The following is a 24,139-nucleotide window of genomic DNA, read 5'->3' as shown; positions in this document are numbered from 1 at the left end:
CGGAGGTGAGGGTTGTTTGCGGGCGGTTGTCCAGCGGGTCTTGTCAGCAAAAGTTAAAGTAAATGGTCAGGAGATAAGCGCCATAGGTCCAGGGCTCTTGGTGTTTCTGGGCGTTAAAGTTGGAGATACGGAGGAAGATGCCTGGTACCTGGCCGAAAAAATTGCCGGTTTGCGCGTGTTTCCGGACAGGGAGGGGAAGATGAACCTCTCTGTCCAGGATACGGGCGGAAGGGTATTGGTGGTATCCCAATTTACCCTGTACGGAGATTGCCGTAAAGGGAGGCGGCCAAGCTTTAGTGAGGCTGCTCCAGCCGAAGAGGCGGAAAAGCTATACCAATCCTTTGTTGAGGCCCTAAAGAAGCAAGGATTAGAGGTGGCCTGTGGTCAATTCCAAGCTTATATGCAAGTGGAGCTGGTAAACGACGGCCCTGTTACGCTCCTTCTAGATAGCAACAGGCTTTTTTAAAGTCTAAGCAAAAACCGTTTTTCACCCAGGCGGGTGGCTATAACCTTCTTTCGTAGACTCTGGATGACAGGAGGGTAGCCTTCACATGATCCTAGAAACCTTGGTGGTCGGTCCTTTAGCCACTAATTGCTATCTTATCGCGTGTCCCCAAACCAAAGAAGGAGCGGTCATCGACCCGGGGGCCGAAGGGAAAAGGATTTTAGCTTCGGCTGTGCGGGCCGGGATAAAAATCCGCTATATTATTAATACTCACGGGCATATCGACCATTGCGGTGCTAATGGAGAGATAAAAGAAGCCACAGGCGCGGAAATCCTGATCCATAGGGCAGATGCCCCGTATCTTACAGATGCTAGCAAAAATTTGCTCCTTTTTACTGGAGGCCAGGGAGGGAGCCCCCCTGCAGACCGGACCTTGGAAGACGGGGATACCATACAACTGGGTAAGCTAACCTTAGAAGTGATCCATACTCCGGGGCATACGCCGGGTGGCATCTGCCTTAAAGGAGAAGGCGTAATCTTTACTGGAGATACCCTTTTTGCTGGATCCATCGGACGTACAGATTTTCCAGGAGGATCCTTTAAGCAGCTTATAGACTCAGTTAAGGAAAAACTTTTCTGTCTCCCTGAGGACCTAGTGATTTACCCTGGCCATGGCCCTTCCTCCACTATTGGTGCAGAAAAGATGGACAATCCCTTTTTCTAAAAAGTTAAGGAGAGGAGAGGAGCATGTTAACCCAGAGACCCCGGGGGACAGAAGATATTCTCCCTGGTGACAGCGAGAAATGGCATTATATAGAAGAGATGGCTCGTTCCCTTTGCCGGCTGTACGGGTACCGGGAGATCCGGACGCCTATCTTTGAGCATACAGAGCTCTTCCAGCGCGGTGTAGGGGACACTACCGACATCGTGGAAAAGGAGATGTATACCTTTTTAGATCGCAGCGAGCGTAGCCTTACTTTAAGGCCAGAAGGTACAGCACCGGTGGTCAGGGCTTTTCTAGAACACCGCCTCTATAGCGGGATGCTCCCTGTAAAACTTTTTTACCTAGGGCCCATGTTTAGGTACGGCCGCCCCCAAGCTGGTCGCTTGCGCCAGTTCCACCAGTTCGGGGTGGAGGTTTTTGGAAGCCGCGACCCCTCTTTAGATGCAGAAGTAATCTCCCTGGCCATGGATTACTACCAGCGGCTAGGCCTTAAAGGTCTTGAGCTCCACATAAATAGCGTGGGATGTCCGTCCTGCCGGTCTCTCCACCGGGAAAAGCTTAAAAGTTACCTAAAGGATAAACTTAAGGCCTTTTGCACCACTTGCCAGGATCGTTTTGAACGGAACCCTTTACGTATCTTTGATTGTAAAAGCCCGGAATGCCAGAAGTTATTAAAAGGAGCACCCACTATAACTTCCTCCTTATGCCCGGATTGTAGCCAGCATTTTAAGGAGGTCTTACGCTATCTAAAAGAACTGGATATACCCTATCTCCTCGATGAGAACCTGGTAAGGGGCTTAGACTACTACACTAATACCGCCTTCGAGATAGTAGCTCCAGGTTTGGGCGCCCAGAGTTCTATCGGCGGCGGAGGACGGTATGATGGTTTGGTAGAGGCTTGTGGTGGCCCCTCTATCCCTGGCATAGGCTTCGGGTTAGGGCTAGAGCGTACTTTGTTGGCCTTGGAAGCCCAAAACAAAGAAATCAAAGTAGATAGCGGGATAGAAGTGGTGGTAGCTACTGTAGGGGAAGGGCTGGAGACGGCTGCTTTGAAACTTTTAAGCCTACTTAGGGAGCATAATATCGCTGCGGATAAAGATTACTTGGGCCGTAGCCTTAAGGCCCAAATGAAATATGCCCACCGGTATCCGGCTAGGTTAGTGATCATCTTAGGCCAGGAAGAGCTGGCCCGTGGCCAGGCCACAGTTAGGAACCTTAAAACAGGCGAACAAAAGGAAGTGCCTTGGGAGGATCTGGTAGCTTTCTGTCAGCAAGCAAAGGAGCGTGGAGAATGAATGATAGAGAACATGGGGACTTGGCGCCGTACCCACGGGTGCGGCGAGCTTAAGAAAGAATATGTTGGTACCCGCGTGGTGTTGATGGGCTGGGTGCACCGGACCCGTGATCACGGTGGGCTTATATTCGTAGATCTACGGGACCGTTCAGGCATAGTACAGATAGTATTTAGCCCCCAGGTTTCACAAGAGGCTTTTGAGATAGCCGAAAGCCTTCGTAATGAGTACGTGGTGGCTGTAACCGGCGAAGTACGGCTACGGCCGGAAGGTACCATCAATCCCAACCTTCCTACAGGAGAAATCGAGGTTTATGCTGAGGGAATAAAGGTACTTAACCGGGCTAAGGTCCCCCCCTTCTATATTGCTGATAACCTGGAAGTAGATGAAGCTTTAAGGCTGCGCTACCGGTATCTCGATCTGCGCCGGCCGGAGATGCAACGCCTAATAAAGATACGCTACCACACCACCAAGGCTATTAGGGATTTCTTAGACAGCCGCGGTTTCTGGGAGATTGAAACCCCTATGCTTACCAAGAGCACACCAGAAGGGGCCCGCGATTTCCTGGTACCTAGCCGCTTGAGCCCTGGGGATTTTTATGCTTTGCCTCAATCACCCCAGCTTTTTAAGCAAGTCCTGATGGTGGCCGGGGTAGAACGGTATTTCCAGATCGTACGCTGTTTCCGGGATGAGGACCTGCGGGCCGATCGCCAGCCGGAATTCACTCAGCTGGATATAGAGATGTCCTTTGTTAACCGGGAGGATGTAATGAAGGTTACCGAAGAACTTTTAGCCTATGTTTTCCGCACTGTTTTGGGAGTGGAAATTCAAATACCCTTCCCTCGTCTAAGTTACAAGGAAGCCCTGGAGCGCTATGGCTCGGACAAACCGGATCTGCGCTTCGACCTGGAGATCAGGGATATTTCGGATTTAGTTAGGAAAAGCCAATTTAAAGTCTTCGCTGAAGCGGTGGAGCGGGGTGGGGTGGTCCGGGGTATAAATGCTGTAGGATGCGGGAACTATTCTCGCCGGGAATTAGAAGACTTGACTAAGCTCGCCGGCACTTGGGGAGCTAAAGGCTTGGCGTGGATGATTGTAGAAGCTGAAGGTATCCGTTCTCCTATTGCTAAGTTTTTTACCCCTGGGGAGCTAGAAAGCATTAAAGACCGGATGAAGGCCCAAACTGGGGACTTGCTTTTATTTGTAGCTGATGAGGAGGAGAAAGCGGCTCAAGTTTTGGGGGCTTTGCGCCTGGAGATAGCTGGGAGATTAAAGCTCCTGGACCCCGAAAGATTCGCCTTCGTTTGGATTATAGATTTCCCCTTGCTAGAATATAGTGAAGAAGAGGGCCGCTACAAGGCCATCCATCATCCCTTTACTTCTCCCCGGGAAGAGGATATTTTTCTACTAGATAGTGACCCCTTAAAGGTACGCGCTCTAGCTTACGATGTGGTATTGAATGGTGTAGAACTGGGTGGAGGTAGCATCCGTATCCACCGGAGGGACCTCCAAGAGAAGATGTTTAGCCTCCTAGGTTTAAGCCCCGAGGAGGCCCGGGAAAAATTCGGGTTTTTACTTGAGGCCTTTGAATATGGTGCCCCTCCCCACGGTGGCATAGCCTTAGGCTTAGACCGGCTGATAATGCTCATGGGTAGGCGGGAAACCATCCGGGATGTTATTGCCTTCCCCAAAACCCAGAGCGGGACCTGCCTTTTGACCGGTGCGCCAGGACCAGTGGCGCCGGAGCAGCTACGGGAGCTACACCTTGTTCAAGCAGTGCCCAAGGGTAAGGGCCAAGTTTCTTTAGTTCGGGGTGCTAAGTAAACAGTTGTTAAATCAGGAGCACTCTTGCAACCGCTTTAACTTTGTGTTAATATAGAAGTGCCCTGCAATGCCCGTGAAAAGGCCGCAAGTTCTGAGCCAACACCAATACAAAGGGAGCCTGGTCTCTGGACGTGGCTTGTAGGCCCCTGCGAGGGGAAACAAAAAGCGTCCAGGAGGGCACCCACCTTTCGAGAGAGGGTTCATGGAAACTGCGGCACCTCACGGCATGTGTGGGGTTTTATTTTTATCTATGAAAGGGGTTCACCTTTATGAGCTCTTATGCTCCGGTAAAGGATGAACTTTTACTTCGCTTAAGGCGAATAGAAGGTCAAGTTAAGGGTTTGCAGCGTATGGTGGAGGAAGGCAAGTATTGCGTTGATGTTCTTACGCAAATTGCAGCTGTACGGGCAGCCTTGAAAACCGTAGGCACGATTATCTTTGAACACCATGTCCGGGGCTGTGTGCGAAATGCTATTGTAACAAAGCAAGGAGATGAAGTAATAGAAGAACTCATCGATATTCTAAACAAATTTATGGATTGAGCTCGGCCATGTAAGATTATTGGACTGTTAGATAGTAGGCCAAGCTAAAGCTCAAGAAGGTTTTTTGCCGCAACGCTCCTGCCAGGCGCGGACCAGATCCCTTTCCTTGCCGTAAGGAGACGGATGGTAAAATCCCTTGCCTTCCAAGGAGGGCGGCAGGTAGCGCTGTTCCACCCAGCCCCCGGGGAAATTGTGCGGGTATTTATAACCTTTCCCGTGGCCCAAAGCCTTGGCGCCGGGGTAGCTAGCATCGCGCAGGTGGAGGGGAACGGATGCGTTTTCTCCCTTTTGCACTTCCTCCAGGGCGCTATCGATGGCCTTATATACAGAATTGCTTTTAGGTGCCAGAGCGAGATATAGGGTAGCTTCGGCGAGTATCAACCGGCCTTCAGGTAAGCCCACCCGCTCTATGGCCTGGGCTGCGGCGGTGGCTACTACCAAGGCCTGGGGATCGGCCAGGCCAATGTCTTCGGCTGCGTGGATCATGAGCCGGCGGGCTAAAAAAAGAGGATCTTCTCCTGCGTAAATCATACGGGCCAGCCAATATATGGCAGCATCAGGATCCGAGCCACGGATGCTTTTGATCCAGGCCGAAACTATGTCGTAATGCTGGTCACCATCGCGGTCATAAAGGATGGGCCTGGTCTGTACAGCTTCCTCAGCTACGGCCAAGGAAATGTACCGCTTTCCATCTGGCGAAGGAGGAGTGGTGAGGGCAGCAAATTCGAGGGCGTTTAAGGCTATGCGCGCATCGCCCCCGGCAACCCGGGCCAGATGCTTTAGGGCCTCCTCTTCAGCTTCCACATTAAGATCGGCCAACCCTCTTTCTTTATCTTCCAGGGCCCGGCGCAAAAGCTTTAAGATATCCTCTTCCCGTAGGGGGTCCAGCCGGAAAATCTGGGAGCGGGAGCGGAGGGCAGGATTAACAGTGAACATAGGGTTCTCAATTGTAGCTCCGATTAAGGTTATTACCCCTTCCTCAACGCAGGGCAAAAGAGCATCCTGGATATTTTTGGCCCAGCGGTGGATCTCATCTACGAAAACCACTGTTTTCTGGCGGAGATAAATGCGCCTTTCCTTGGCTTTTTCCACTACCCGGCGGATATCGGTTATTCCATCTAAAACCGCATGTAAGGCTTCAAAGTGAGCCTTCGTCATGTTGGCAATTATGTAGGCCAAAGTGGTTTTGCCGCTACCTGGTGGCCCCCAAAGGATAAGGGAGCTTAAAGTATCGTTCTCAATGGCCCGCCGGAGGAGGGTACCCGGACCTACTACCTTTTCCTGCCCTACGAATTCTTCTAGGGTACGGGGACGCATACGTACCGCTAGAGGAGCTTGTTTTTTTAGTTCTTCCTGAGCCGCCTGCTCAAAGAGATTCATAATACAAATTAGCCCCTTTGAAGAGCGAAATCTAAAACAAAATCTAAATAGCTTAGCTTTATTATATCATTTCTTAAGACATGGTATAAAAAGGCTAGTCTGTGGGGAAATCTTAATAAAAGCAGAGTATTTCGCTCGGTTTTTTCTTGACAATATCCGAGTAAATTGCTAAGATATAATCGCTGAGGGAAAAGGTAGAGATTGGGGTGATTGGAATTGAAGCTCTCTACCCGGGGCGAATACGGCCTGCGCGCCATGTTCGACCTGGCCCAGCGCTATGGTGAAGGCCCCATTTCTTTAAAGAGCGTGGCCGAACGCCAAGATATTTCTGAACATTATCTGGAACAGCTTTTTGCTTCCCTTAGGAAGGCAGGATTGGTACGCAGTGTCCGGGGCGCCCAAGGGGGCTACACTTTAGCTCGGGAACCGCGGGAGATTAAGGTAGGCGAGATCATCCGGGTCCTCGAAGGCCCTATAGCGCCCATGGATTGCGTGAGTGAGGAGGAAGGGGAAGGGACTTGTGCCCGTGCGGAGACCTGTGTGGCACGTACCATATGGGAGAAAGTACGGGATAGCATAGCTGGCGTTCTCGATTCCATAACTTTGGAAGATATGGTGGCAGAAGCCCATAGACTCCAGCCTAAGGATAAGTATATGTACTATATTTAAAGGCTCTAAGAAAGGTGATCGAGGCATGCGTAAGGTCTACCTAGACCATAGCGCTACCACACCAGTACGGCCCGAGGTCCTGGAAGAGATGCTTCCCTATCTTAAGGAGGAATTTGGTAACCCCTCTACCCTTTATAGTTGGGGCCGGGAAGCTAAAAAAGCTATTGAAGAAGCTCGCGCTCGGGTCGCGGCCCTTATCGGTGCCCAGCCGGAAGAGATTGTATTTACCAGCGGGGGGACCGAGGCCGATAATATGGCTCTTATAGGTGCTGCCTATGCTAATCAGAAGAAAGGTAAGCATATAATTACGTCTAGCATCGAACACCATGCTGTACTGGATACTGCCCAGTACCTTCAGCGTCAAGGGTTTAAGGTGACCTTCCTCCCGGTAACCCCCGAAGGATTAGTACGGGTAGAAGACGTGGAAGAAGCCATCACGGATGAGACTATCCTTATAAGCATAATGCACGTAAATAACGAGGTGGGTACCATCCAGCCTATCCAGGAGATCGGGAAACTTGCCCGAGAACGGGGCATTATCTTCCATACGGATGCTGTACAAAGTGTGGGTAAAATCCCGGTAAATGTAGATGAGCTCAACGTAGACTTGCTTTCAGCCTCTGCCCACAAGATTTATGGCCCTAAAGGTGTAGGCTGTCTATACATCCGCAAGGGCACGCGTATCCAGCCTTTGCTCCACGGAGGCGGCCAAGAGCGCAAGAGGAGGGCGGGGACGGAAAATGTCCCGGGTATAGTCGGGTTCGGTAAAGCAGCAGAACTGGCTGGGCAGGAACTGGAAAGCGAAGGTAAGAGACTTAAGGCTTTACGGGACAAGCTCATCGATGGAGTTTTAGAGCGCATCGATCATGTGCAGCTAAATGGTGACCGGGAACGGAGATCCCCCATTAATGCCAACTTTAGTTTTAAGTACGTGGAAGGGGAATCTATCCTTTTAAGCCTGGATATGAAAGGTATAGCTGCTTCTAGCGGTTCAGCCTGCACATCGGGATCCCTGGACCCCTCCCATGTACTCTTGGCCATGGGCATACCCCATGAAGTGGCCCATGGCTCAGTACGTATGACTCTGGGACGGGATAACACGGAAGAGGATATTGATTACGTGTTAGAAGTACTGCCTGAGATAATTGAGCGTTTGCGGGCCATGTCGCCATTATATAAAAAGGCGGGTGATTGAAGATGTATAGCGCCAAGGTTATGGAGCATTTCACTAATCCCAGAAACGTGGGTGAAATACCCGATGCCGATGGCGTGGGAGAAGTGGGTAACCCTGTTTGTGGGGATATAATGCGGTTGTACATTAAAGTGGAAGATGGTGTGATTAAGGATGTGAAGTTTAAAACCTTTGGGTGCGGTGCGGCTATTGCTACTAGCAGTATGGTGACGGAAATGGTAAAGGGGAAAACCATTGAAGAAGCTTTAAGCATCACCAATAAAGCTGTGGCTGAGGCCTTGGACGGCCTACCACCCCAGAAAATGCATTGTTCTAACCTGGCTGCCGATGCTCTACACAAGGCCATCGAAGACTTTAAGAGGCGTAGCAAAAATCAAACGGGAGACAACTCAGACCGCAATAATTCTTAAGTAATAGTCGTTAAATAAATATAAAAGGGGTTTGAGTAGTTGGTCAGAGGTCATAAGGGGAAAGTAATGGTGGCCATGAGCGGCGGGGTGGACAGTTCCACTGCCGCCGCTTTGTTAAAGGAGCAAGGATATGAGGTTATCGGGGTAACTTTGGAGATCTGGCCCCTGGATGTCCCGCCGCCTCCAGGGGAGGTCGGCTGCTGCTCTTTAAGCGCAGTAGAAGATGCCCGTCGGGTGGCACACTTACTCGGTATTCCCCATTATGTGCTCAATTTCCGTTCCCTGTTTGCCGAGAAGGTTATAGATTATTTTATTACTGACTACCTAGAAGGCCGTACCCCTAACCCTTGCATAGCCTGCAACCGCTTTATAAAGTTTGAAGCCCTCTTGCGTAAAGCCCTGGCCTTAGGGATGGATTACATAGCTACTGGCCATTACGCCCGGGTATTTTATGATGGGGAACGCGGGCGTTATCTTTTGGCCAAAGGCCGGGACTCTTATAAAGATCAGAGCTATGTGCTGTATACCTTTACCCAGGAGCAGCTAGCCCATACACTCTTGCCTTTAGGAGAATACACTAAAGAAGAAGTCCGGGAAATTGCAGAGATGTATGGTCTTCCGGTGGCGCGGAAACCCGAGTCCCAGGAGATATGCTTTGTAACCGTGGGCGACTACCGGGAGTTCATCCGGGAAAGAGCCCGTGTACCTATCCGGCCCGGTCCCATTTTGGACCTTAAGGGCAAGATCCTAGGACAGCACCAGGGCTTGCCCTATTATACTGTAGGACAGCGCAGGGGTTTAGGGCTGGCTACTGGCCGTCCTCTTTTTGTAGTAGCCCTAGATCCTAGGCGAAATGCGGTTATCGTAGGAGATGAAGAAGACCTACTAAGTTATAAACTCCTGGCCCGTGATAACAATTATATTCTCTGGGATGAACTCCCACCCGAAGCCGAGGTTACAGTTAAGATCCGTTACCGGTCACCAGAAGCACCGGCCGTACTCCGGCCTAAAGCCTATGGAGTTGCCGAGGTGGAGTTTAAAGAACCCCAGAGGGCTGTAACCCCTGGTCAGGCCGTAGTCTACTACCAAGAAGACCTGGTGGTAGGAGGCGGTACCATAATGGCTCCTTGGGAAGAAGAGGTACCTAGCACTTAAAGGGCCTTTGGGTAAGACGTAAGCTTACCGAGAAACTTACTTTGGAAACCCCTAGCCCTGTTGACTTTGGAGGGGAAGAGATAAGCGTATGTTTTCTGGTGCTACAGGTAATAATATGGCCGGGTAGGAGGAGATGCGCGATTCTGGTTAAAGGGCGCGAACTTATGGGTTTACCAGTAATTAATTTGGCTGGAGAAGAGCTGGGCCGGGTACAAGACCTGGCCTGGGAGGAAGGAAATTTGTACTTAAGGGGGATATTAATATCCCCTGTTGGATTGTTTACAGGACCACGGTTCTTAGAACTTACCGAGATCCAAACTTGCGGCCCGGATGCCCTTACTATAAATAAAAATCAAGCTTTATCGAACGGCCTGCCAGAAGGCAGCTTAAGGTGGGCAGATTTTAGGGGGAAGAGGGTTTTAGATACTACAGGTAAAGAGCTAGGGATTTTAGAGGATGTGGAAATAGAATGGCCTTCTGGACGTGTAGTCAAGCTTGAGGTCTCTAAAGGATTGGTGGAGGATCTCCTTAATGGCCGCCAGTTGGTGGACATAGAGGGAAATTCGGTAACCTGGGGACCGGATGTTGTGCTGATAAACGTAAGAGAAAAAATTAAACCCGGATAAGGAGGTGTTATATTCTTTGAAAACCTGTCCTATATGTGGAGGGAAAGCTGTGGGGCGTATCGGGGTAGACCAATATTACTGCTGGGATTGTCTTCTGGAATTTAACGGGAAAAATGAGGTATTTGCTATTGCTGAAGATGGAACTTTGGTAGCCTACAACCCTCAGGAGGGTTTAAGATAGTGCTTGGGCGGAAAGGATTCTGGGGCGGGTTTATAACAGGGAGCTTGTTAGGCTTTATCTTAGGGATGATTTCCCAGCCTCACAATAAACCCCTAGAAAGGACTGATGAAAATACGAGCTTCCGGGAGCGAGGGAAACGGGCCAGTGGGATTATACGCTACCATAGATCCTAGCTCTCCAAGGTGGATTAATTCGGCCTACTGGAGGGAGTAGATGTTCCCTTTGGCTTTAGGTAAGATAAAGCGCCTAGGCTTGCTGGTGGTTTTGCTAGCCGGGGCTTTATTTTTTCTCTACTTACTTCGCAGGCTTCTTACTCCCCTCCTTTTGGGGGCCCTCCTGGCCTATACCCTTAAACCCGCTGTGGTATCCCTAGAAAAGCGCGGCTGGCCCCGGGTGCGGGCCATCCTTTTCTTATATTTTATAGGCTTGCTCCTTCTAGTTCCTACCCTTCTTTATGTCTTGCCCCAGCTTTTCCGTGAGTTAAACAACTTCCTTGATAAACTACCGGAGTTTAACCAGGAATTACAAGGCTGGCTTAAAATCTTCTATGAGCGCTACCAGCGGCCTGGAATGCCTTTAAGCTTTCGCCGGGTAGTGGACGAGACTTTAGCCCACCTCCAGGCCAGGGTTGAACATGGAGTACGGGGAGTGGCTACTCTTCTTTTAAGCTTGCTTTCGGGTTTTACGAGCCTGGCTTTAGCTCCAGTATTAGCCTATTATTTCCTTAAAGACAGTGAGGCCCTTAGCCGAGGAGCCATGAGGCTTTTACCTTCCACCTGGCGGGAGGATTTCTTAGGTTTATGGGCTAAAATTGACCGGGTACTTACAAGCTTTGTGCGTGGCCACTTACTGATCTCTTTATTAGTAGGTATACTGACGGGGTTCGGGCTCTTCCTTGCCGGCAGCAGTTATGCAGTGGTGCTGGGGATAGTTATGGCCATGGCCGATCTCATCCCCTACTTCGGTCCCCTTCTGGGTGCGATTCCTATAGTGGCCATTAGCTGGTTGGAATCCCGGAGGCTTGCTTTCTACGCTTTGCTAGTGGTAATAGCTGTACAACAGATCGAGGCCGCTATTCTGGCTCCCCGTATTTTAAGCCAGAGTGTAGACCTTTCACCTCTAGCTATAATTCTAGCTTTGCTTGCTGGGGAGGAACTGTTGGGAGTGGCGGGACTCCTGCTTGCCGTTCCAGCCTTAGCAATTAGCCGGATACTAATTGGTTTTTTGTGGAGTAAATTGATAGAACGCTAAGGCCCCTTTCTTATATTCAAAAAGCGGAAATAAAGCGGAGATGGTGTGGAGATACTCTGGGTAGGGGTATTAAATATAATTTACAATGAACCGTCCCCCTCCCTTAAGATTAAAGTACACCTTATTTATTGTGGGGCCAGTCGGGTTGTTTACGGAGGAAGCGGTCCCGAACTTCTAGCCAAGAAAAGCCCTGTCCATACCCCTCAGTTTCCGTTATCACTTATGATATAATAGGAGTATAATAATCAATTGGGATATTTTTCCTTAGGTAATTGTATACAAAAACTTTTTAAGAAAGGGGATAAATCTATGGAATGTTCAGTATCACGAGAAATGGTTTTTGTTAACACTTTTACCAACGGTATCTTGGATCCTTCCCAACCGATGCTGGGTCCTGTACGTGACAAGGGTTATATTGTGGCCCATACGGCTCCGGGGTGTTGGGGACCAATGATTACTCCGAGCATCCGTGGTGGCCATGAAGTAACACAACCGGTTTACGTGGAAGGGGCGGAGGTGGGCGATGCCATTGTTATTCGCATTCTCTCTATCCAGGTAACCTCTATAGTGACAGCTTCCGGGAATGACCAGGTTATAGAAGGTAGATTTTTAGGTGACCCATATGTTGCAGGCCGCTGTCCAGGATGTGGTGTACTATACCCTGAAACATATGTTGTGGGAACCGGCCCGGAGGCTGTGCGATGCGCACACTGCGGGACAGAAGCCTCGCCGTTTGTCTTCGCCCACGGATATACCATAGCATTCGATCACCGACATCAACTGGGTGTTACTCTTCACCGGGAAGCAGCAGGCCGTATCGCTAGTGACGGGCGCTATTATATGGCAATCCCGGGAAAGTCCAAACAAAACCCTATTGTTACATTTGCTCCTAGCGATTTAGTAGGAACCGTAGCTAGGATGCGTCCATTTTTAGGTCAGTTAGGAACTACGCCTTCAGTTCCAATACCAGATTCACATAATGCGGGTGATTTTGGGACATTTCTGATTGGAGCCCCCCATGAGTATGCTCTTACACCTGACCAGTTGGCGCAGGCCCGCACGGATGGCCATATGGACATTAATCGCGTGCGAGAGGGAGCTATCCTGATTTGCCCTGTTAAAGTTCGAGGAGGAGGCGTATATATGGGTGATATGCATGCCCTACAGGGAGACGGAGAAATCGCAGGTCATACTTGCGACGTCTCGGGTGTGGTAACATTACAGGTTGAAGTAATTAAAGGACTAACACTCGAAGGCCCAGTTCTCCTCCCAGTCCCTGAAGATCTCCCATATTTAGCACGCCCCTTGAGTGTGGTAGAGAAAGAAATTGCCTTACGTGAAGCCCGCCGGTGGGGACTAAACCATATCGAGGAGACGGCTCCAGTTTCTGTAATTGGCACAGGGCCAAACTTAAATGCGGCGGCTGAAAACGCTCTTGAACGGGCCGCCAGACTGTTTGATATGGCCATACCAGAAGTGAAGAACCGGGCAACTATTACCGGGGCGATCGAAATTGGGAGACTTCCGGGTGTGGTGACGGTCACTTTCCGGGTACCAATAGACCGATTGGAGAGAACAGGTCTACTGCCATTGGTCCGGGAACAATACGGGTTAGAATAGGCGAAAGCCTGTAAACCCGCTTGACATTTTGATTTATGCTTGACAACCGTCGTCTGATAAACAGAAGGCTGATAGGTAGGGGTAAAAACATATACTGGCAAGTGCCCGGAACGACGCCTCCTACTTTTGGTGGCTAGCTGCTATCTTATTGCCGGCCACAACACGTGCCAGATAATATCAGCCCAGAAATAAACGCCCACCGCAGCCACCAGGCCGCAGACACGCTTCTGGCTCGCAAGCAGAAAGGGACCAATCTCCAGGGTCCAACCACAAAGGCAGTAAACGTCAGGTAATTTGCGACATGAGCACACGGACCGACCAGGGATCTTCCCTGGGCTTTTCGACAAATTGCGAACACAGAAGACGGCCGCCAGCTAATAGTATTTTGTAGACGAAGAGACCAGACTGCTGACGGAACTAGAAGTTATCTAAATGTGTGGTAAAAAGGAGTGTTCCAGCACCTTATTCTAGCTTTGGTTGGGAATTGGGTGCGGCAATTCTGCCTAGTTAGGGGGTATGCGGCAAGTGGAGAGATGGTGGGTAAACTCAGGACTTTTAAGGGTTACTCAGGTAGCAGTCTTATTTTTATTGTTGGCCTTTTTCGCTCCCCAAGCAATAGCGGGCTACGATCCTTGGTCAGAGTGGCAGCGGGCTAGGGATGTTGAGGCCAGCGACCCGGCTGCTGCCGAAAACCTTTACCGGCGGGCTGCTGCTTATTTCGAAGAGCAGGGCGACTTTATAAATGCCGGGTTAGCCTGGCAGAAGATATTTTACCTTTGCGAGCACCAGGGGAAGACATCGAGGCAGGAGAGGCTTATGGTAAAGAGGCCACCCTTTTTGAGCAGGCAGGCAAGCCTGACTGGGCCTGGAGGGAGACGGCACGAGGAGAAGCGTTGCGACCTGTAGTACGCCTTTTTTACCAGGCAGAGACAGGAGGTATCCCTGCTTTAGCCAAGTTTGAGCCTCCTAGTGGCGCTTATTTAGGGCTTTATGAAGAGCGCGGGCAGGCCAGGTACGATTATAGCCAGGTAAAAAACCTGTATGGCAAACAGCACGCCCTCTTCTTAAGCTATGCCCATATCTATGGGGCGGGAGAGGTATTTTTGCCTTGGGATACCATACATAAGGTGCAGGAGGTCCCAGGAGCCGGGCTAGTCCTGGCCCTGGAGCCAAATTGCGGCTTGGATAAGTTAAAGGAAGAAGATATTGTAGCCGTGGCTAGACAGTTGGGGGATTTAAAAATACCGGTGTTCCTGCGCTTTGCCTCGGAGATGAATATGGAGGGCACTAATCAGTGGCATGGCGACCCCCAGAAATATGTTTTTTGGTTCCGTAAGGTTGCTTCTATTATACGGGAATACGCCCCTAATGTAGCCATGGTATGGAATCTCTTTGATATAGTACAGCCCGAAGGGGTTAAGGCCACCGCCCTTTCCTATTATCCGGGAGATGCCTACGTGGACTGGGTGGGAGTAAATTTCTACAGCGACTACTATTTGAGTGGCCAGGTAGATCAGCCCGGCGCGGGGATAGATCCCTTGCAGCGTTTGGATTACTGGTACCGCGTGTTTTTCACCCGCAAGCCCCTTATGGTGGGGGAGTTCGGGATCGCGCATACGACCCTTAAGCCTTACCGGGAGGATGTAAGCTGGTGGGCGGCTAACTATATCCGCAAGTTTTATAATACCTTGCCCCTGCTTTACCCCCGCGTTAAAGCTGTTGTGTATTTAGATCTCGATGAAAGCGACCCTCTCTATACCCAGGCTAAAGTGAGCGACTACCGTCTGAGCGATAAAGAAGAGATATTGAGGGCTTACCGGGAAGCTATAGCTAGTCCTTATTACCTGGAAAAGATTGGCCAGAGCAGCCCGGCTCCTTTTTACCAGGAGCTAAGAGAAGGCGAGAAACTTCAAGGCGAGGTTATCCTTGGGGCTTATGCCAAGATTTATGATCCCTTTATCAGCCGGGTGCAGTACTATCTTGATGGTATGCTTGTAGCCCAAGCTAGCCTTCCTCCTTACCTGGCCAGGTTTGATTTTAGCCGGGCCTATGGGCCATCATCCCTTGAAGTTAAGGTTTTTGATAGCCAGGAGAGGGAAGCCTTTAGGCGAACCTACCTGATAGAAGGAGGGGGTATCCCGGTAGCGGTCTTCACTTTAGGTGAGAAAAGCTATACCTGTAGGGGCGAGGTAAAGGAGATGGATGTAGCGCCTTTTGTTGAGGGAGGACGTAGTTTTATACCCTTAAGGTTTTTGGCCCAATCCTTAGGAGTACCAGGAGAAGGTATTCTTTGGGATGAGCAAGAGCGTTTGGTAAAAATTTCTTCCCAAGACCATACTATAGTGTTGCGGTTGGGGGAGAAAAAGATAAAGGTAGATGGGCAGATTAAGCCTCTGGATGTGGCCCCTGTTGAAAGGGAAGGGCGCGTTTTTTTGCCGGCCAGGTATGTGGCCGAGGTCTTGGGTTATGAGGTGGGATGGGTGGAAAGTAGGCAGCAGGTAGTGATGTGGCCCGGGAGATAAGAAAGCCACGGAGGCTATGGAGAGTAAGCAGAGAAAAAAATCTGGGAATGCGGAGCCCCCATTTTCCCAACGGGGGCTTTATACGTTAATATTAGGTAGCTATAGGTAGGCTGCAAGGGGATGATTACACATCACCCCTCGTCCAATTGCCTATCAAAATCTGGAAATCAGCAGAAGTGGGGGAACATAATCTGCAAGGGTAGTTTTTTGCCAGCGAAGTGGAGGGAAAATGCAAGGTAGACTAATGGTAGTACCGCCAAGCCCAGGGTAGCAAGGCATCCCCGAAAAACCACCAGACTTCTCTTGCCCAGAGCTGGTTAAGGCCAAGGGAGATGAGAACGATGCCCTCCAGATGTTCCTGAAAATACTGGCTAACTCCACGTCCTACGGCATATTCATAGAGCTTAACCGCGAGAAAGATGAAGAAGGATTACTCACAGTTTACTCAGGGGACGAGTGCTTCCATGTGGAGACTGATGTTTATGAGAATGAAGGATTTTACTATAACCCCCTTATTGCCGTGATGATTACAGGAGCGGCAAGGTTGATTTTAGCCATGATCCAACGGGTTATACAGGATCTGGGAGGAGATTATGTCTTCTGCGATACGGACTCCCTGTGCATATACGATCTCCAAAGCGACCGCCCTAATTTGATTGGCCGGAAGGTTGTGGAGAAGTTCAGGAGCCTCTGGCCTTACGAGGGGGAAGGCTCCCTCCTTGCTGCCGAGGAGTACAACTGGCGGCGGGTTGACTGGGATAGGGACACCGACAAGGGCAATATTGTTGAAGGCGAATATCATCCTCTTTACTGCTATGCGGTAGCGGCCAAAAGGTATTGCCTGTTCAACCTGCTTCCCGGCGGCAAAATCGTGTTCCGCAAGCTTTCCGAGCATGGGCTGGGCCACCTCTCCTCTCCTCCTACAGGCAAGAAAGGGGACCTCGTCAGGGCTTGCTGGGAGTACCACATAAGGCGGGAAGTGCTAAAGGAAGATCCGCCTGAGCCGGAGTGGTTTGGCCAGCCGGCAATGGCCAGGTTCACCATCGGCAAGCCTTACACCTACAACCTTTTCCGCCAGGGGAAACCACCTAAAGGAAGCCCTTGGATTGAGGATTACCTTAAGAAAGTAAAGCCCTTCAACTTTATGGTGGTGGCTTTCCTTGCTGAGGCCTTATTTCCCCAGAAAACGGTTGAACCTTATTACTGCCGGGTGGAAAAGAAGGAAAAAGAAGGGATATGTCGAATAAAATCAGCCTGTAGGTATAGTAAATCTTGCCTTGCCAATACTCCCTTGGTTCCGGTAGCTCCTTATGATTCATTGGAGAACTGGCGGGCTTTTGATTGGCAAGACAAAACAACCGGGCAGCCATTGGCGTTCTTGACTGAGGATGAGGCTTGGCATAAATACTGTACTCCATCCCTTGAACCTCATCCAACCCTTCAGCCGGAGGATGAAAAGCGGGCTGAGGTGGTTGTGCGGACATATGGAGACTTCATAAAGAAGCACATCAACCATCCTGAAGCTAAGTATGATGGTGAGGATGGCCAGCCATGCGGCGAAACCATTGTTGGCAGGCTCAAACCTTGCCACGTCTTGGCGAAGTGGATTAAGTACATTGGGAAGGAAGCTGACTCGTTCCTTGATAACCTGGTGGAGGAACAGGTTCTCCAGGAGCAGGAAAGGGTTACCTATGAGGCGAATACCAATAGTAACGTAACTTGGGAAGAACTGCGGAGGCTGCTTGATAAGGTTGCTCACCCTCGGAGGGGGTGGGCGAGAAGATTGGGGATAAGCTATCAGCATCTTAAAATGCTTCTTAAGGGAACAAAGAAACCGTCGAGTAGACTAATGCATCACGTGATTGAGAAGCTTGCAACTACGGAATTCTGCTGAGTTTATCGAACGGCACTAGGGTATAGAAAGTCTTGTTTGACAAATATAGGTTATCTCTTATTTGATCTTCGAACGATAATTCGTTGCAAGTTACTGTTGTAAGAAAGCAAGAGATTATAGATTGTCATGAAAGTTGGCTTTATAGTCTGTTGCGAAGTATAAACCTTTGGTTAGGAAGTGTTTATTGACTTATGGATAATAAGAGATCTAGCAGTAGGGTTAAAGTTGCAGCAGCAGTGATCAAGAAGAATGGGAAAGTGTTAGTATGTCGGCGGCCTGCTGGAGACAAATTAGCGTTTAAGTGGGAATTTCCTGGAGGGAAAATTGAAAAAGGGGAGACCCCAGAGTCATGCCTTGAACGAGAAGTGTTAGAAGAGTTAGGTATAAAAATTCGGGTTGGAGACCTGATTTGTACCTCAGCATATGATTACGAGCATATTTCCATAGAATTACTAGCCTTTTTAGCGGATTGGGTTAGCGGCACTATTATACCCTATGTGCATGATGAAATTAGATGGGTTAATCTGGCAGAGCTTAATTTGTTAGAGTTCGTTCCTGCGGACTTGCCTATTGTAGAAAAACTTATGAAGGAGAAAAGGGTATAACCATGGGTATTACAATCCCTTTGAGAAAAGGTGAAGTTATTAGTAATAATAGGTTACGAGAGAAATGTGGTACTCGGGGAGGTATGCGTTTTTCTAAACGTACAAATTGCTTGGTACTTATATCTGATCATACAAAAGGAATATATGAGGATAAATGGGTTGGAGATATTTTTCATTACACAGGTATGGGGTTACGGGGAAACCAAAGTCTCGACTTTATGGCAAATGCTATACTAGCTAATTCCAAATCAAATGGAGTGGAAGTTCACTTATTTGAAGTATTCGAGAAGGGAAGATATTTTTATCAAGGCAGAGTTAAACTAGCAGGAGAGCCTTACCAGACATACCAAACAGATATTGATGGAAATATGAGGATTGTATGGGTATTTCCACTCAAAATCCTTGATGGTCCACCTGTTTATGTACCTTGTGAATATCTCCAGCATAAGGAAGAACATCGTAAAAAACAAGCTAGGAAATTAAGTGAAAACGAATTACAAGAAAGAGCAGCAATAAGTAGCGGAACCCCTGGAGAGCGACAAGTAATAACAAAAGTCTACGAAAGAAACCAGTACGTGGCTGAATATGCCAAACGTAGAGCTAAGGGAAGATGCCATGAACCTTATTTAGAAACTCATCACATTATATGGTTGTCACGGGGTGGGAAAGACAGTATTGATAATACCGTAGCCCTTTGTCCCAACTGCCATAGGAAAATGCATATAGTGGACGATCCTGAAGATATTGAAACACTTAAGCGGTGTATCGCTGAGGACCTCAGTTCAAGGTGTGAAAGTTGACGTATTCTTCCTCTCCTGAGATGACATTCTTAATCGATAACCAATCCAAAATATCACCTAATAGATCGAGATACTGTTAATAATTAATACTGCTAGCTCGGCGAAGTTCCCGAGGAGCAAGTCCTCCGGGAGCAGGAGGCGGAGCCTACTTGATAACGTCGGTCAACTCCGGAGGTAGTGGGTAAGGAGGCTGGGGATAAAGTTTAGTCTAGTTTATTACCTTAAAGCACTTTTAAAAGGACTACGGAAGTCTTCATGGGGTTTATTAAAAATGAGCAGTAATAGGCGTATAAAAAAACGAAGGTTATTATATAACGTTAGGGGTGTTAATGATGATAGCAATTGCTATGACTGATTTGGACTGGTTTTTCTACTTGAGAGAGTTCACCTTTGATGAAGTTAACTTTTGGACACCTACACCGTGGAGATTTAGAAAGCTTAAACCTGGTGAAAAATTTTACTTCTTGCTTAAGTCTCCTATTAGAAGAATTGGCGGATATGGTTATTTTGGTTATTATGATGAAATGTCTGCTAGAGATGCATGGGAAAAGTTCGGTAAGGCAAATGGGGTTCCAGATTTTTCTATACTTGTTAAAAAAATCAATGACTATGCGAGCCGTAATTCAAATAGATATATTTACTCAAATAATCCACTGATTGGATGCATTATCATCGAAAAACCTGTGTTCTTTAACGATGACGAATTCTTCGAACCTGAGAGATATCAAAAACCCGTTCCTTCTTCTATTGTTAAGTTTAAAACTTTTACAGAAGATTTTCCTGGCTATGCTATAAGAAATCATTTAAATCTCCGTCAGTCTTTTCATTTAGTCGAAGATAATACAGGGGTAAATTACCGAATTAGCAAATCAAAAGATCGTTCCGGACAAAGTCAATTTAGGCAACAAGTTTTAGAAGCATATGGATATAAATGCTGTATATCAGGAGAAACATGCCTTGAGATCATAGAGGCTGCACACATACAACCATATATTAACGAAAATAGTAACCATGTTCAGAACGGAATCCCACTTAGAGTGGACTTACATAGGCTATTTGATTTGGGCCTAATTACAATAGATACAGAGTATAAGGTTAGAATTAGTGACCAATTGAGTTCATCAGATTATAATTGTTACAGAAATAGGGCTATCTACTTGCCGGAGGATCCCACAAAATACCCATCTAAAGAGGCTCTGACTTATCACAATAAAATGGTTTTTCGAGGAAAATTAAAATGAAACGTGGGTTATCAGAATATGCCTAAAGCAGTAAAGACTTATTCAGCCAGCTTATCCGAGAAATGCTTGAAGCCGAGCTTAAGCACGAGCTGGGTTATATCTAAAGCAGAAAATCCCCTCCCTGGTGGGATAAGAAGTAGAACCATCTCGACCACCAGGAGGTGGAAAGGAAAGTTTTTGTAAAGGTTTTTGGGATAGTTTGCTTTATAACGGAGGGTGAGTGGGTTGAAAGGAAAAGTCAAGGCAGGCCAGGGAACGCTAATTGGAAATGCTGGCGAATATTATGTAGTGCTGAATTGTTAAAGCGTGGTATAATTGCCGCACTGGCACCTAGAAATGCCCCGTCCTTTGACGTTCTAGCTACGCATGACGGCCGCACTGTAAAGATCAGGGTGAAAACTAAGTCTGAGGAAAATCCAGGCTGGCATTTCCTTGCGAAAAAGGATGGTAAAGTGTTCAGAGACATAAGCCAAGATGACGATTTTGTTATTTTGGTTAATTTGTCTATGGATGTAAAAAATCTAGAGTTTTATATCATACCCACTAATGAGGTGAATACTTGGTTAGAAGAGGATTTTAAGAGATGGGTGGAAAGCCCAGGTAAGAATGGCCGCCCCCACGATCCAAACAATAAAGTAAGAAAACTCAATGTGGTTGAATATCAAGAGAGGCTACGCAAATACCTTAACAATTGGGATATTTTATGGCAGTAACATCGTGTGATAGAAAAAAGATTAAGGTTGTGAAGAGTGTCGGACTCATTGATAAATAAACTTAAGTTATGGCATGGTAGGAACCAAGAGAAAGGGAGAGAAAATTAAACCATTTGGACAAGAATTTAAAGTGGGGGTACTATGAGTAGACGACGAAAAGTTTATGGCAAGTGCCATATTTGTGGAATAGTAGGAAAATTGACGTTTGAGCATATTCCCCCAAGATCTGCCTTCAATGACCATCCTACTGTCCTCTATAGGGTCTTCGATCTTTTAAATGTTGGTCCCGATGACGAAGTAAAATCTAAGGGACAGCCTATGCCGAAGGGGATGGGAGGTTATACACTCTGTCCACGATGCAATAACAATACAGGAGCTTGGTACGGAAAGGCTTTTGCAGATTGGTGTCGTCAAGGTTTTCAGTTGCTTAGTAAAGCAGGAGGAAAACCTACTTTATATTATCCCTTTTGGATTTTTCCTCTTAGGGTTTTGAAACAAATTATCACCATGTTCTTTTCAGTCAACAATCCTGATTTTGCTGAAAGGAACTCAGAGCTTGTAAGCTTTGTATTAAACCCCAAACGTAAATATATTAACTTGGAAAAATATCGTATTTTCGTATACCTTAACCCCGAAGGAAGATGGGCGAGGATAGGTGGTTTCCAAGGAAAGCTTAACTTTTTGACGAAAACAATTTATATATTTTCCGAAATTAAGTTTCCTCCTTTTGGATATGTAATGACAATCGACAATTATTCTCCCCCTGATTTAAGATTGTATGACATTACATATTTTTCAAGATACGATTATAATGAATTCAGAGATGTTTATTTGAAGCTTCCACTCTTACCAACCTACTCGTGGTTTCCAGGAGACTATAGAACGAAAAAGGAAATTATACAGCAAAGAGAAGAACATCTATGATTTTACTCTTAACGGGTGAGGTGCTAATAAAGTCTTGCTAAGCCTGAGAATGGAGGTATCATCCAGCCACCTAAATTTACTTACTTCATGTTAACACGGATTGCAATCAAGATGATTTGGTGGGTTGCCTGGAAATCCTTGCTACACCTGGGTTTGCTGGTGATATCATTGGTCTATCTTACATTTTCCCTCCACTTCGGTAGCAAATTTCCGCTTTAGATTGTCATGTTCCCCCACTTTGGGTAATTTCCAGATTTTGATGGGCAACTGAACGTGGGGTGATATGTAATCATCCCCATAGGTAGGCTGGAAACAAGCTAACTCATCAAAAAACTCCCGAGCCTCCTGGTAGTTTCAATCCCTCATAGGTAGGCTGGAAACCAGCATACTACCCACTCCCTATTGCTGGAAAACCTACGTTTCAATCCCTCATAGGTAGGCTGGAAACTAGTATGCGTAGCAGCTAGTGTTTTGGGGTTTTACGGGTTTCAATCCCTCATAGGTAGGCTGGAAACAAGCACACCAGCAGGAATAACCGCGCCTTCATACATCTGTTTCAATCCCTCATAGGTAGGCTGGAAACTTGTAAAACGGTTAAGCCCACTGCTAAAGCCTGTAATGTTTCAATCCCTCATAGGTAGGCTAGAAACTAAAATAACTCTACTACAGCCCTATGACCTCTTAGAGGTTTCAATCCCTCATAGGTAGGCTAGAAACTGTGGGCAGGGTCAAGGTGCATAACCATTCGCCTTGCGTTTCAATCCCTCATAGGTAGGCTAGAAACTGGTGGGAAGAGGATGTTTTTGGCTACTGGACTCAGGGTTTCAATCCCTCATAGGTAGGCTAGAAACTCATGCATAGGAATTATGACTTCACACGCATCAAAATCGTTTCAATCCCTCATAGGTAGGCTAGAAACGTGCAATGCTGGAATAGCACTGGTTTATCTGTTTTTCCGGTTTCAATCCCTCATAGGTAGGCTGGAAACTATTATAGGGCCAGGCTAATAGATATGGCCAATAGGGTTTCAATCCCTCATAGGTAGGCTGGAAACCGCATGTAGCACCAGCGGAAAAATTCATTGTAAAAATGGTTTCAATCCCTCATAGGTAGGCTGGAAACCGACACCGAGCGCTTGACCGAGTTCTGGTTCAAGTTGTTTCAATCCCTCATAGGTAGGCTGGAAACCCGCCTGCTCCTCTACCGCCCACTGGTACATTACATGTTTCAATCCCTCATAGGTAGGCTGGAAACCGGCACTGTCAAGGTCGTCCACTTGGACCACAAACGTTTCAATCCCTCATAGGTAGGCTGGAAACGAGGCAATAATGGGGTTGTGAGGGTATGAATTACGTGTTTCAATCCCTCATAGGTAGGCTGGAAACCCTTTGTAAATTCCAGGGTTTCGACGTGTTGTTAATGGTTTCAATCCCTCATAGGTAGGCTGGAAACTAAAGGGAATGACGCAACAGCAGAAGATAGAAGCGTGTTTCAATCCCTCATAGGTAGGCTGGAAACTTTGGTATTTACGGTTTACCTCCATAATCATTTCCCGTTTCAATCCCTCATAGGTAGGCTGGAAACCTTACACGGTGCAACACGCTACCATCCCTGTCCATCGTTTCAATCCCTCATAGGTAGGCTGGAAACCTTACGTACGCTGTAGGGGCTTTAATGGTCAGAGGCCCGTTTCAATCCCTCATAGGTAGGCTGGAAACCTTACACGGTGCAACACGCTACCATCCCTGTCCATCGTTTCAATCCCTCATAGGTAGGCTGGAAACGGATAACGGTGTTGGTCATGCGGTATGGTCCTGATCAGTTTCAATCCCTCATAGGTAGGCTGGAAACCTCACTTCTTGGCACGGTAGTTCGACAATGACTTGTGTTTCAATCCCTCATAGGTAGGCTGGAAACCATTGGGTGCAGTCAGTTTGGGTTGGCGTTAACCCCGTTTCAATCCCTCATAGGTAGGCTGGAAACCCCTTACCCTTAGTAGGGTGGGGAGTGAAATAAAGCCGTTTCAATCCCTCATAGGTAGGCTGGAAACTCTTGCTTTCTAATCCCTAAAGGTGTACCCTTAATCGTTTCAATCCCTCATAGGTAGGCTGGAAACCAATTCCGGCCGT

The 24,139-nt window shown here is 47.8% G+C and carries 22 protein-coding genes, 1 other RNA gene and 1 CRISPR repeat array (1 of these 24 only partly in view); of the genes, 22 read left to right on the top strand and 1 reads right to left on the bottom strand.

Annotation, left to right across the window (positions count from 1 at the left end; genetic code table 11):
- Positions 1-16: 16 nt before the first annotated feature.
- The 6 genes from dtd (at position 17) to B9A14_RS12985 (ending at position 4,827) form a co-directional block, all read left to right on the top strand.
- The gene (gene dtd, locus B9A14_RS13010; RefSeq protein ID WP_084666220.1) at positions 17-466 is read left to right on the top strand and encodes a D-aminoacyl-tRNA deacylase; all 450 of its coding nucleotides are present in this window, start codon (positions 17-19) and stop codon (positions 464-466) included.
- Between the two features lie 85 nt (positions 467-551).
- On the top strand, positions 552-1,169 hold the full coding sequence (locus B9A14_RS13005; RefSeq protein WP_084666218.1) for an MBL fold metallo-hydrolase: 618 nt from the start codon (positions 552-554) through the stop codon (positions 1,167-1,169).
- Positions 1,170-1,192: 23 nt separating this feature from the next.
- Positions 1,193-2,464 (top strand): histidine--tRNA ligase, encoded by a 1,272-nt coding sequence (gene hisS / locus B9A14_RS13000; protein WP_084666216.1) that lies wholly within the window; start codon positions 1,193-1,195, stop codon positions 2,462-2,464.
- Positions 2,465-4,285, top strand: a complete 1,821-nt coding sequence (gene aspS, locus B9A14_RS12995; RefSeq protein WP_084666214.1) for an aspartate--tRNA ligase — start codon at positions 2,465-2,467, stop codon at positions 4,283-4,285.
- A 56-nt stretch (positions 4,286-4,341) separates the two neighbouring features.
- Positions 4,342-4,526, top strand: a non-coding RNA gene (gene ssrS, locus B9A14_RS12990) — 6S RNA.
- Between the two features lie 28 nt (positions 4,527-4,554).
- Positions 4,555-4,827 (top strand): metal-sensitive transcriptional regulator, encoded by a 273-nt coding sequence (locus B9A14_RS12985; RefSeq protein ID WP_084666212.1) that lies wholly within the window; start codon positions 4,555-4,557, stop codon positions 4,825-4,827.
- 51 nt (positions 4,828-4,878) lie between these two features.
- On the opposite strand, the gene B9A14_RS12980 is transcribed toward B9A14_RS12985, so the two are convergent.
- Positions 4,879-6,207, bottom strand: coding sequence for a replication-associated recombination protein A (locus B9A14_RS12980; protein WP_084666210.1), 1,329 nt, complete (start codon positions 6,205-6,207; stop codon positions 4,879-4,881).
- A gap of 216 nt (positions 6,208-6,423) precedes the next feature.
- Between B9A14_RS12980 and B9A14_RS12975 the strand changes: the two genes are divergently transcribed.
- The 16 genes from B9A14_RS12975 (at position 6,424) to B9A14_RS12905 (ending at position 22,010) form a co-directional block, all read left to right on the top strand.
- Complete coding sequence (locus B9A14_RS12975) at positions 6,424-6,876, top strand: RrF2 family transcriptional regulator (RefSeq protein WP_084666208.1); 453 nt, start codon at positions 6,424-6,426, stop codon at positions 6,874-6,876.
- A gap of 25 nt (positions 6,877-6,901) precedes the next feature.
- The gene (gene nifS / locus B9A14_RS12970) at positions 6,902-8,071 is read left to right on the top strand and encodes a cysteine desulfurase NifS (RefSeq protein WP_084666206.1); all 1,170 of its coding nucleotides are present in this window, start codon (positions 6,902-6,904) and stop codon (positions 8,069-8,071) included.
- A gap of 2 nt (positions 8,072-8,073) precedes the next feature.
- Entirely contained in the window at positions 8,074-8,478 is a 405-nt protein-coding gene (gene nifU / locus B9A14_RS12965; RefSeq protein ID WP_084666204.1) for a Fe-S cluster assembly scaffold protein NifU, read from the top strand.
- A 66-nt stretch (positions 8,479-8,544) separates the two neighbouring features.
- Positions 8,545-9,633 (top strand): tRNA 2-thiouridine(34) synthase MnmA, encoded by a 1,089-nt coding sequence (gene mnmA, locus B9A14_RS12960; protein ID WP_084667146.1) that lies wholly within the window; start codon positions 8,545-8,547, stop codon positions 9,631-9,633.
- A gap of 98 nt (positions 9,634-9,731) precedes the next feature.
- Positions 9,732-10,259, top strand: coding sequence for a PRC-barrel domain-containing protein (locus B9A14_RS12955; protein WP_172839159.1), 528 nt, complete (start codon positions 9,732-9,734; stop codon positions 10,257-10,259).
- 16 nt (positions 10,260-10,275) lie between these two features.
- Positions 10,276-10,440 (top strand): hypothetical protein, encoded by a 165-nt coding sequence (locus tag B9A14_RS17490; protein WP_172839158.1) that lies wholly within the window; start codon positions 10,276-10,278, stop codon positions 10,438-10,440.
- Positions 10,441-10,653: 213 nt separating this feature from the next.
- Entirely contained in the window at positions 10,654-11,691 is a 1,038-nt protein-coding gene (locus B9A14_RS12950) for an AI-2E family transporter (protein ID WP_084666200.1), read from the top strand.
- Between the two features lie 309 nt (positions 11,692-12,000).
- Positions 12,001-13,311: an acetamidase/formamidase family protein gene (locus B9A14_RS12940; protein WP_084667145.1), complete on the top strand. Its 1,311-nt coding sequence runs from the start codon at positions 12,001-12,003 to the stop codon at positions 13,309-13,311.
- A gap of 525 nt (positions 13,312-13,836) precedes the next feature.
- Positions 13,837-14,217, top strand: a complete 381-nt coding sequence (locus tag B9A14_RS17805) for a hypothetical protein (RefSeq protein WP_231967770.1) — start codon at positions 13,837-13,839, stop codon at positions 14,215-14,217.
- Between the two features lie 221 nt (positions 14,218-14,438).
- Positions 14,439-15,833 (top strand): stalk domain-containing protein, encoded by a 1,395-nt coding sequence (locus tag B9A14_RS12935; RefSeq protein ID WP_340631049.1) that lies wholly within the window; start codon positions 14,439-14,441, stop codon positions 15,831-15,833.
- A gap of 352 nt (positions 15,834-16,185) precedes the next feature.
- Positions 16,186-17,727 carry a hypothetical protein gene (locus B9A14_RS12930; protein ID WP_084666194.1) on the top strand — a complete coding sequence of 514 codons (1,542 nt, stop codon included), beginning with the start codon at positions 16,186-16,188 and terminating at the stop codon, positions 17,725-17,727.
- 191 nt (positions 17,728-17,918) lie between these two features.
- On the top strand, positions 17,919-18,332 hold the full coding sequence (mutT, locus tag B9A14_RS12925) for an 8-oxo-dGTP diphosphatase MutT (RefSeq protein ID WP_084666192.1): 414 nt from the start codon (positions 17,919-17,921) through the stop codon (positions 18,330-18,332).
- A gap of 2 nt (positions 18,333-18,334) precedes the next feature.
- A complete protein-coding gene (locus B9A14_RS12920) occupies positions 18,335-19,132 on the top strand; it encodes an HNH endonuclease (RefSeq protein ID WP_084666190.1) in 798 nt (265 codons plus the stop codon).
- A 329-nt stretch (positions 19,133-19,461) separates the two neighbouring features.
- Positions 19,462-20,373, top strand: a complete 912-nt coding sequence (locus B9A14_RS12915; protein ID WP_084666188.1) for an HNH endonuclease — start codon at positions 19,462-19,464, stop codon at positions 20,371-20,373.
- A 161-nt stretch (positions 20,374-20,534) separates the two neighbouring features.
- A complete protein-coding gene (locus tag B9A14_RS12910; protein ID WP_084666186.1) occupies positions 20,535-21,086 on the top strand; it encodes a hypothetical protein in 552 nt (183 codons plus the stop codon).
- Positions 21,087-21,227: 141 nt separating this feature from the next.
- Positions 21,228-22,010: a hypothetical protein gene (locus B9A14_RS12905; protein ID WP_084666184.1), complete on the top strand. Its 783-nt coding sequence runs from the start codon at positions 21,228-21,230 to the stop codon at positions 22,008-22,010.
- A 351-nt stretch (positions 22,011-22,361) separates the two neighbouring features.
- Positions 22,362-24,139: a CRISPR direct-repeat array (repeat unit 30 nt; unit sequence GTTTCAATCCCTCATAGGTAGGCTGGAAAC) (it continues 2,529 nt past the right edge of the window).

Source organism: Thermanaeromonas toyohensis ToBE (genome assembly GCF_900176005.1).
In the GTDB taxonomy this organism is placed as follows: Bacteria; Bacillota; DSM-521; order Neomoorellales; family Neomoorellaceae; genus Thermanaeromonas; species Thermanaeromonas toyohensis.
The sequence above is the reverse complement of the archived record's forward strand: the minus strand, read 5'-3'. Positions and strand labels throughout refer to the sequence as shown.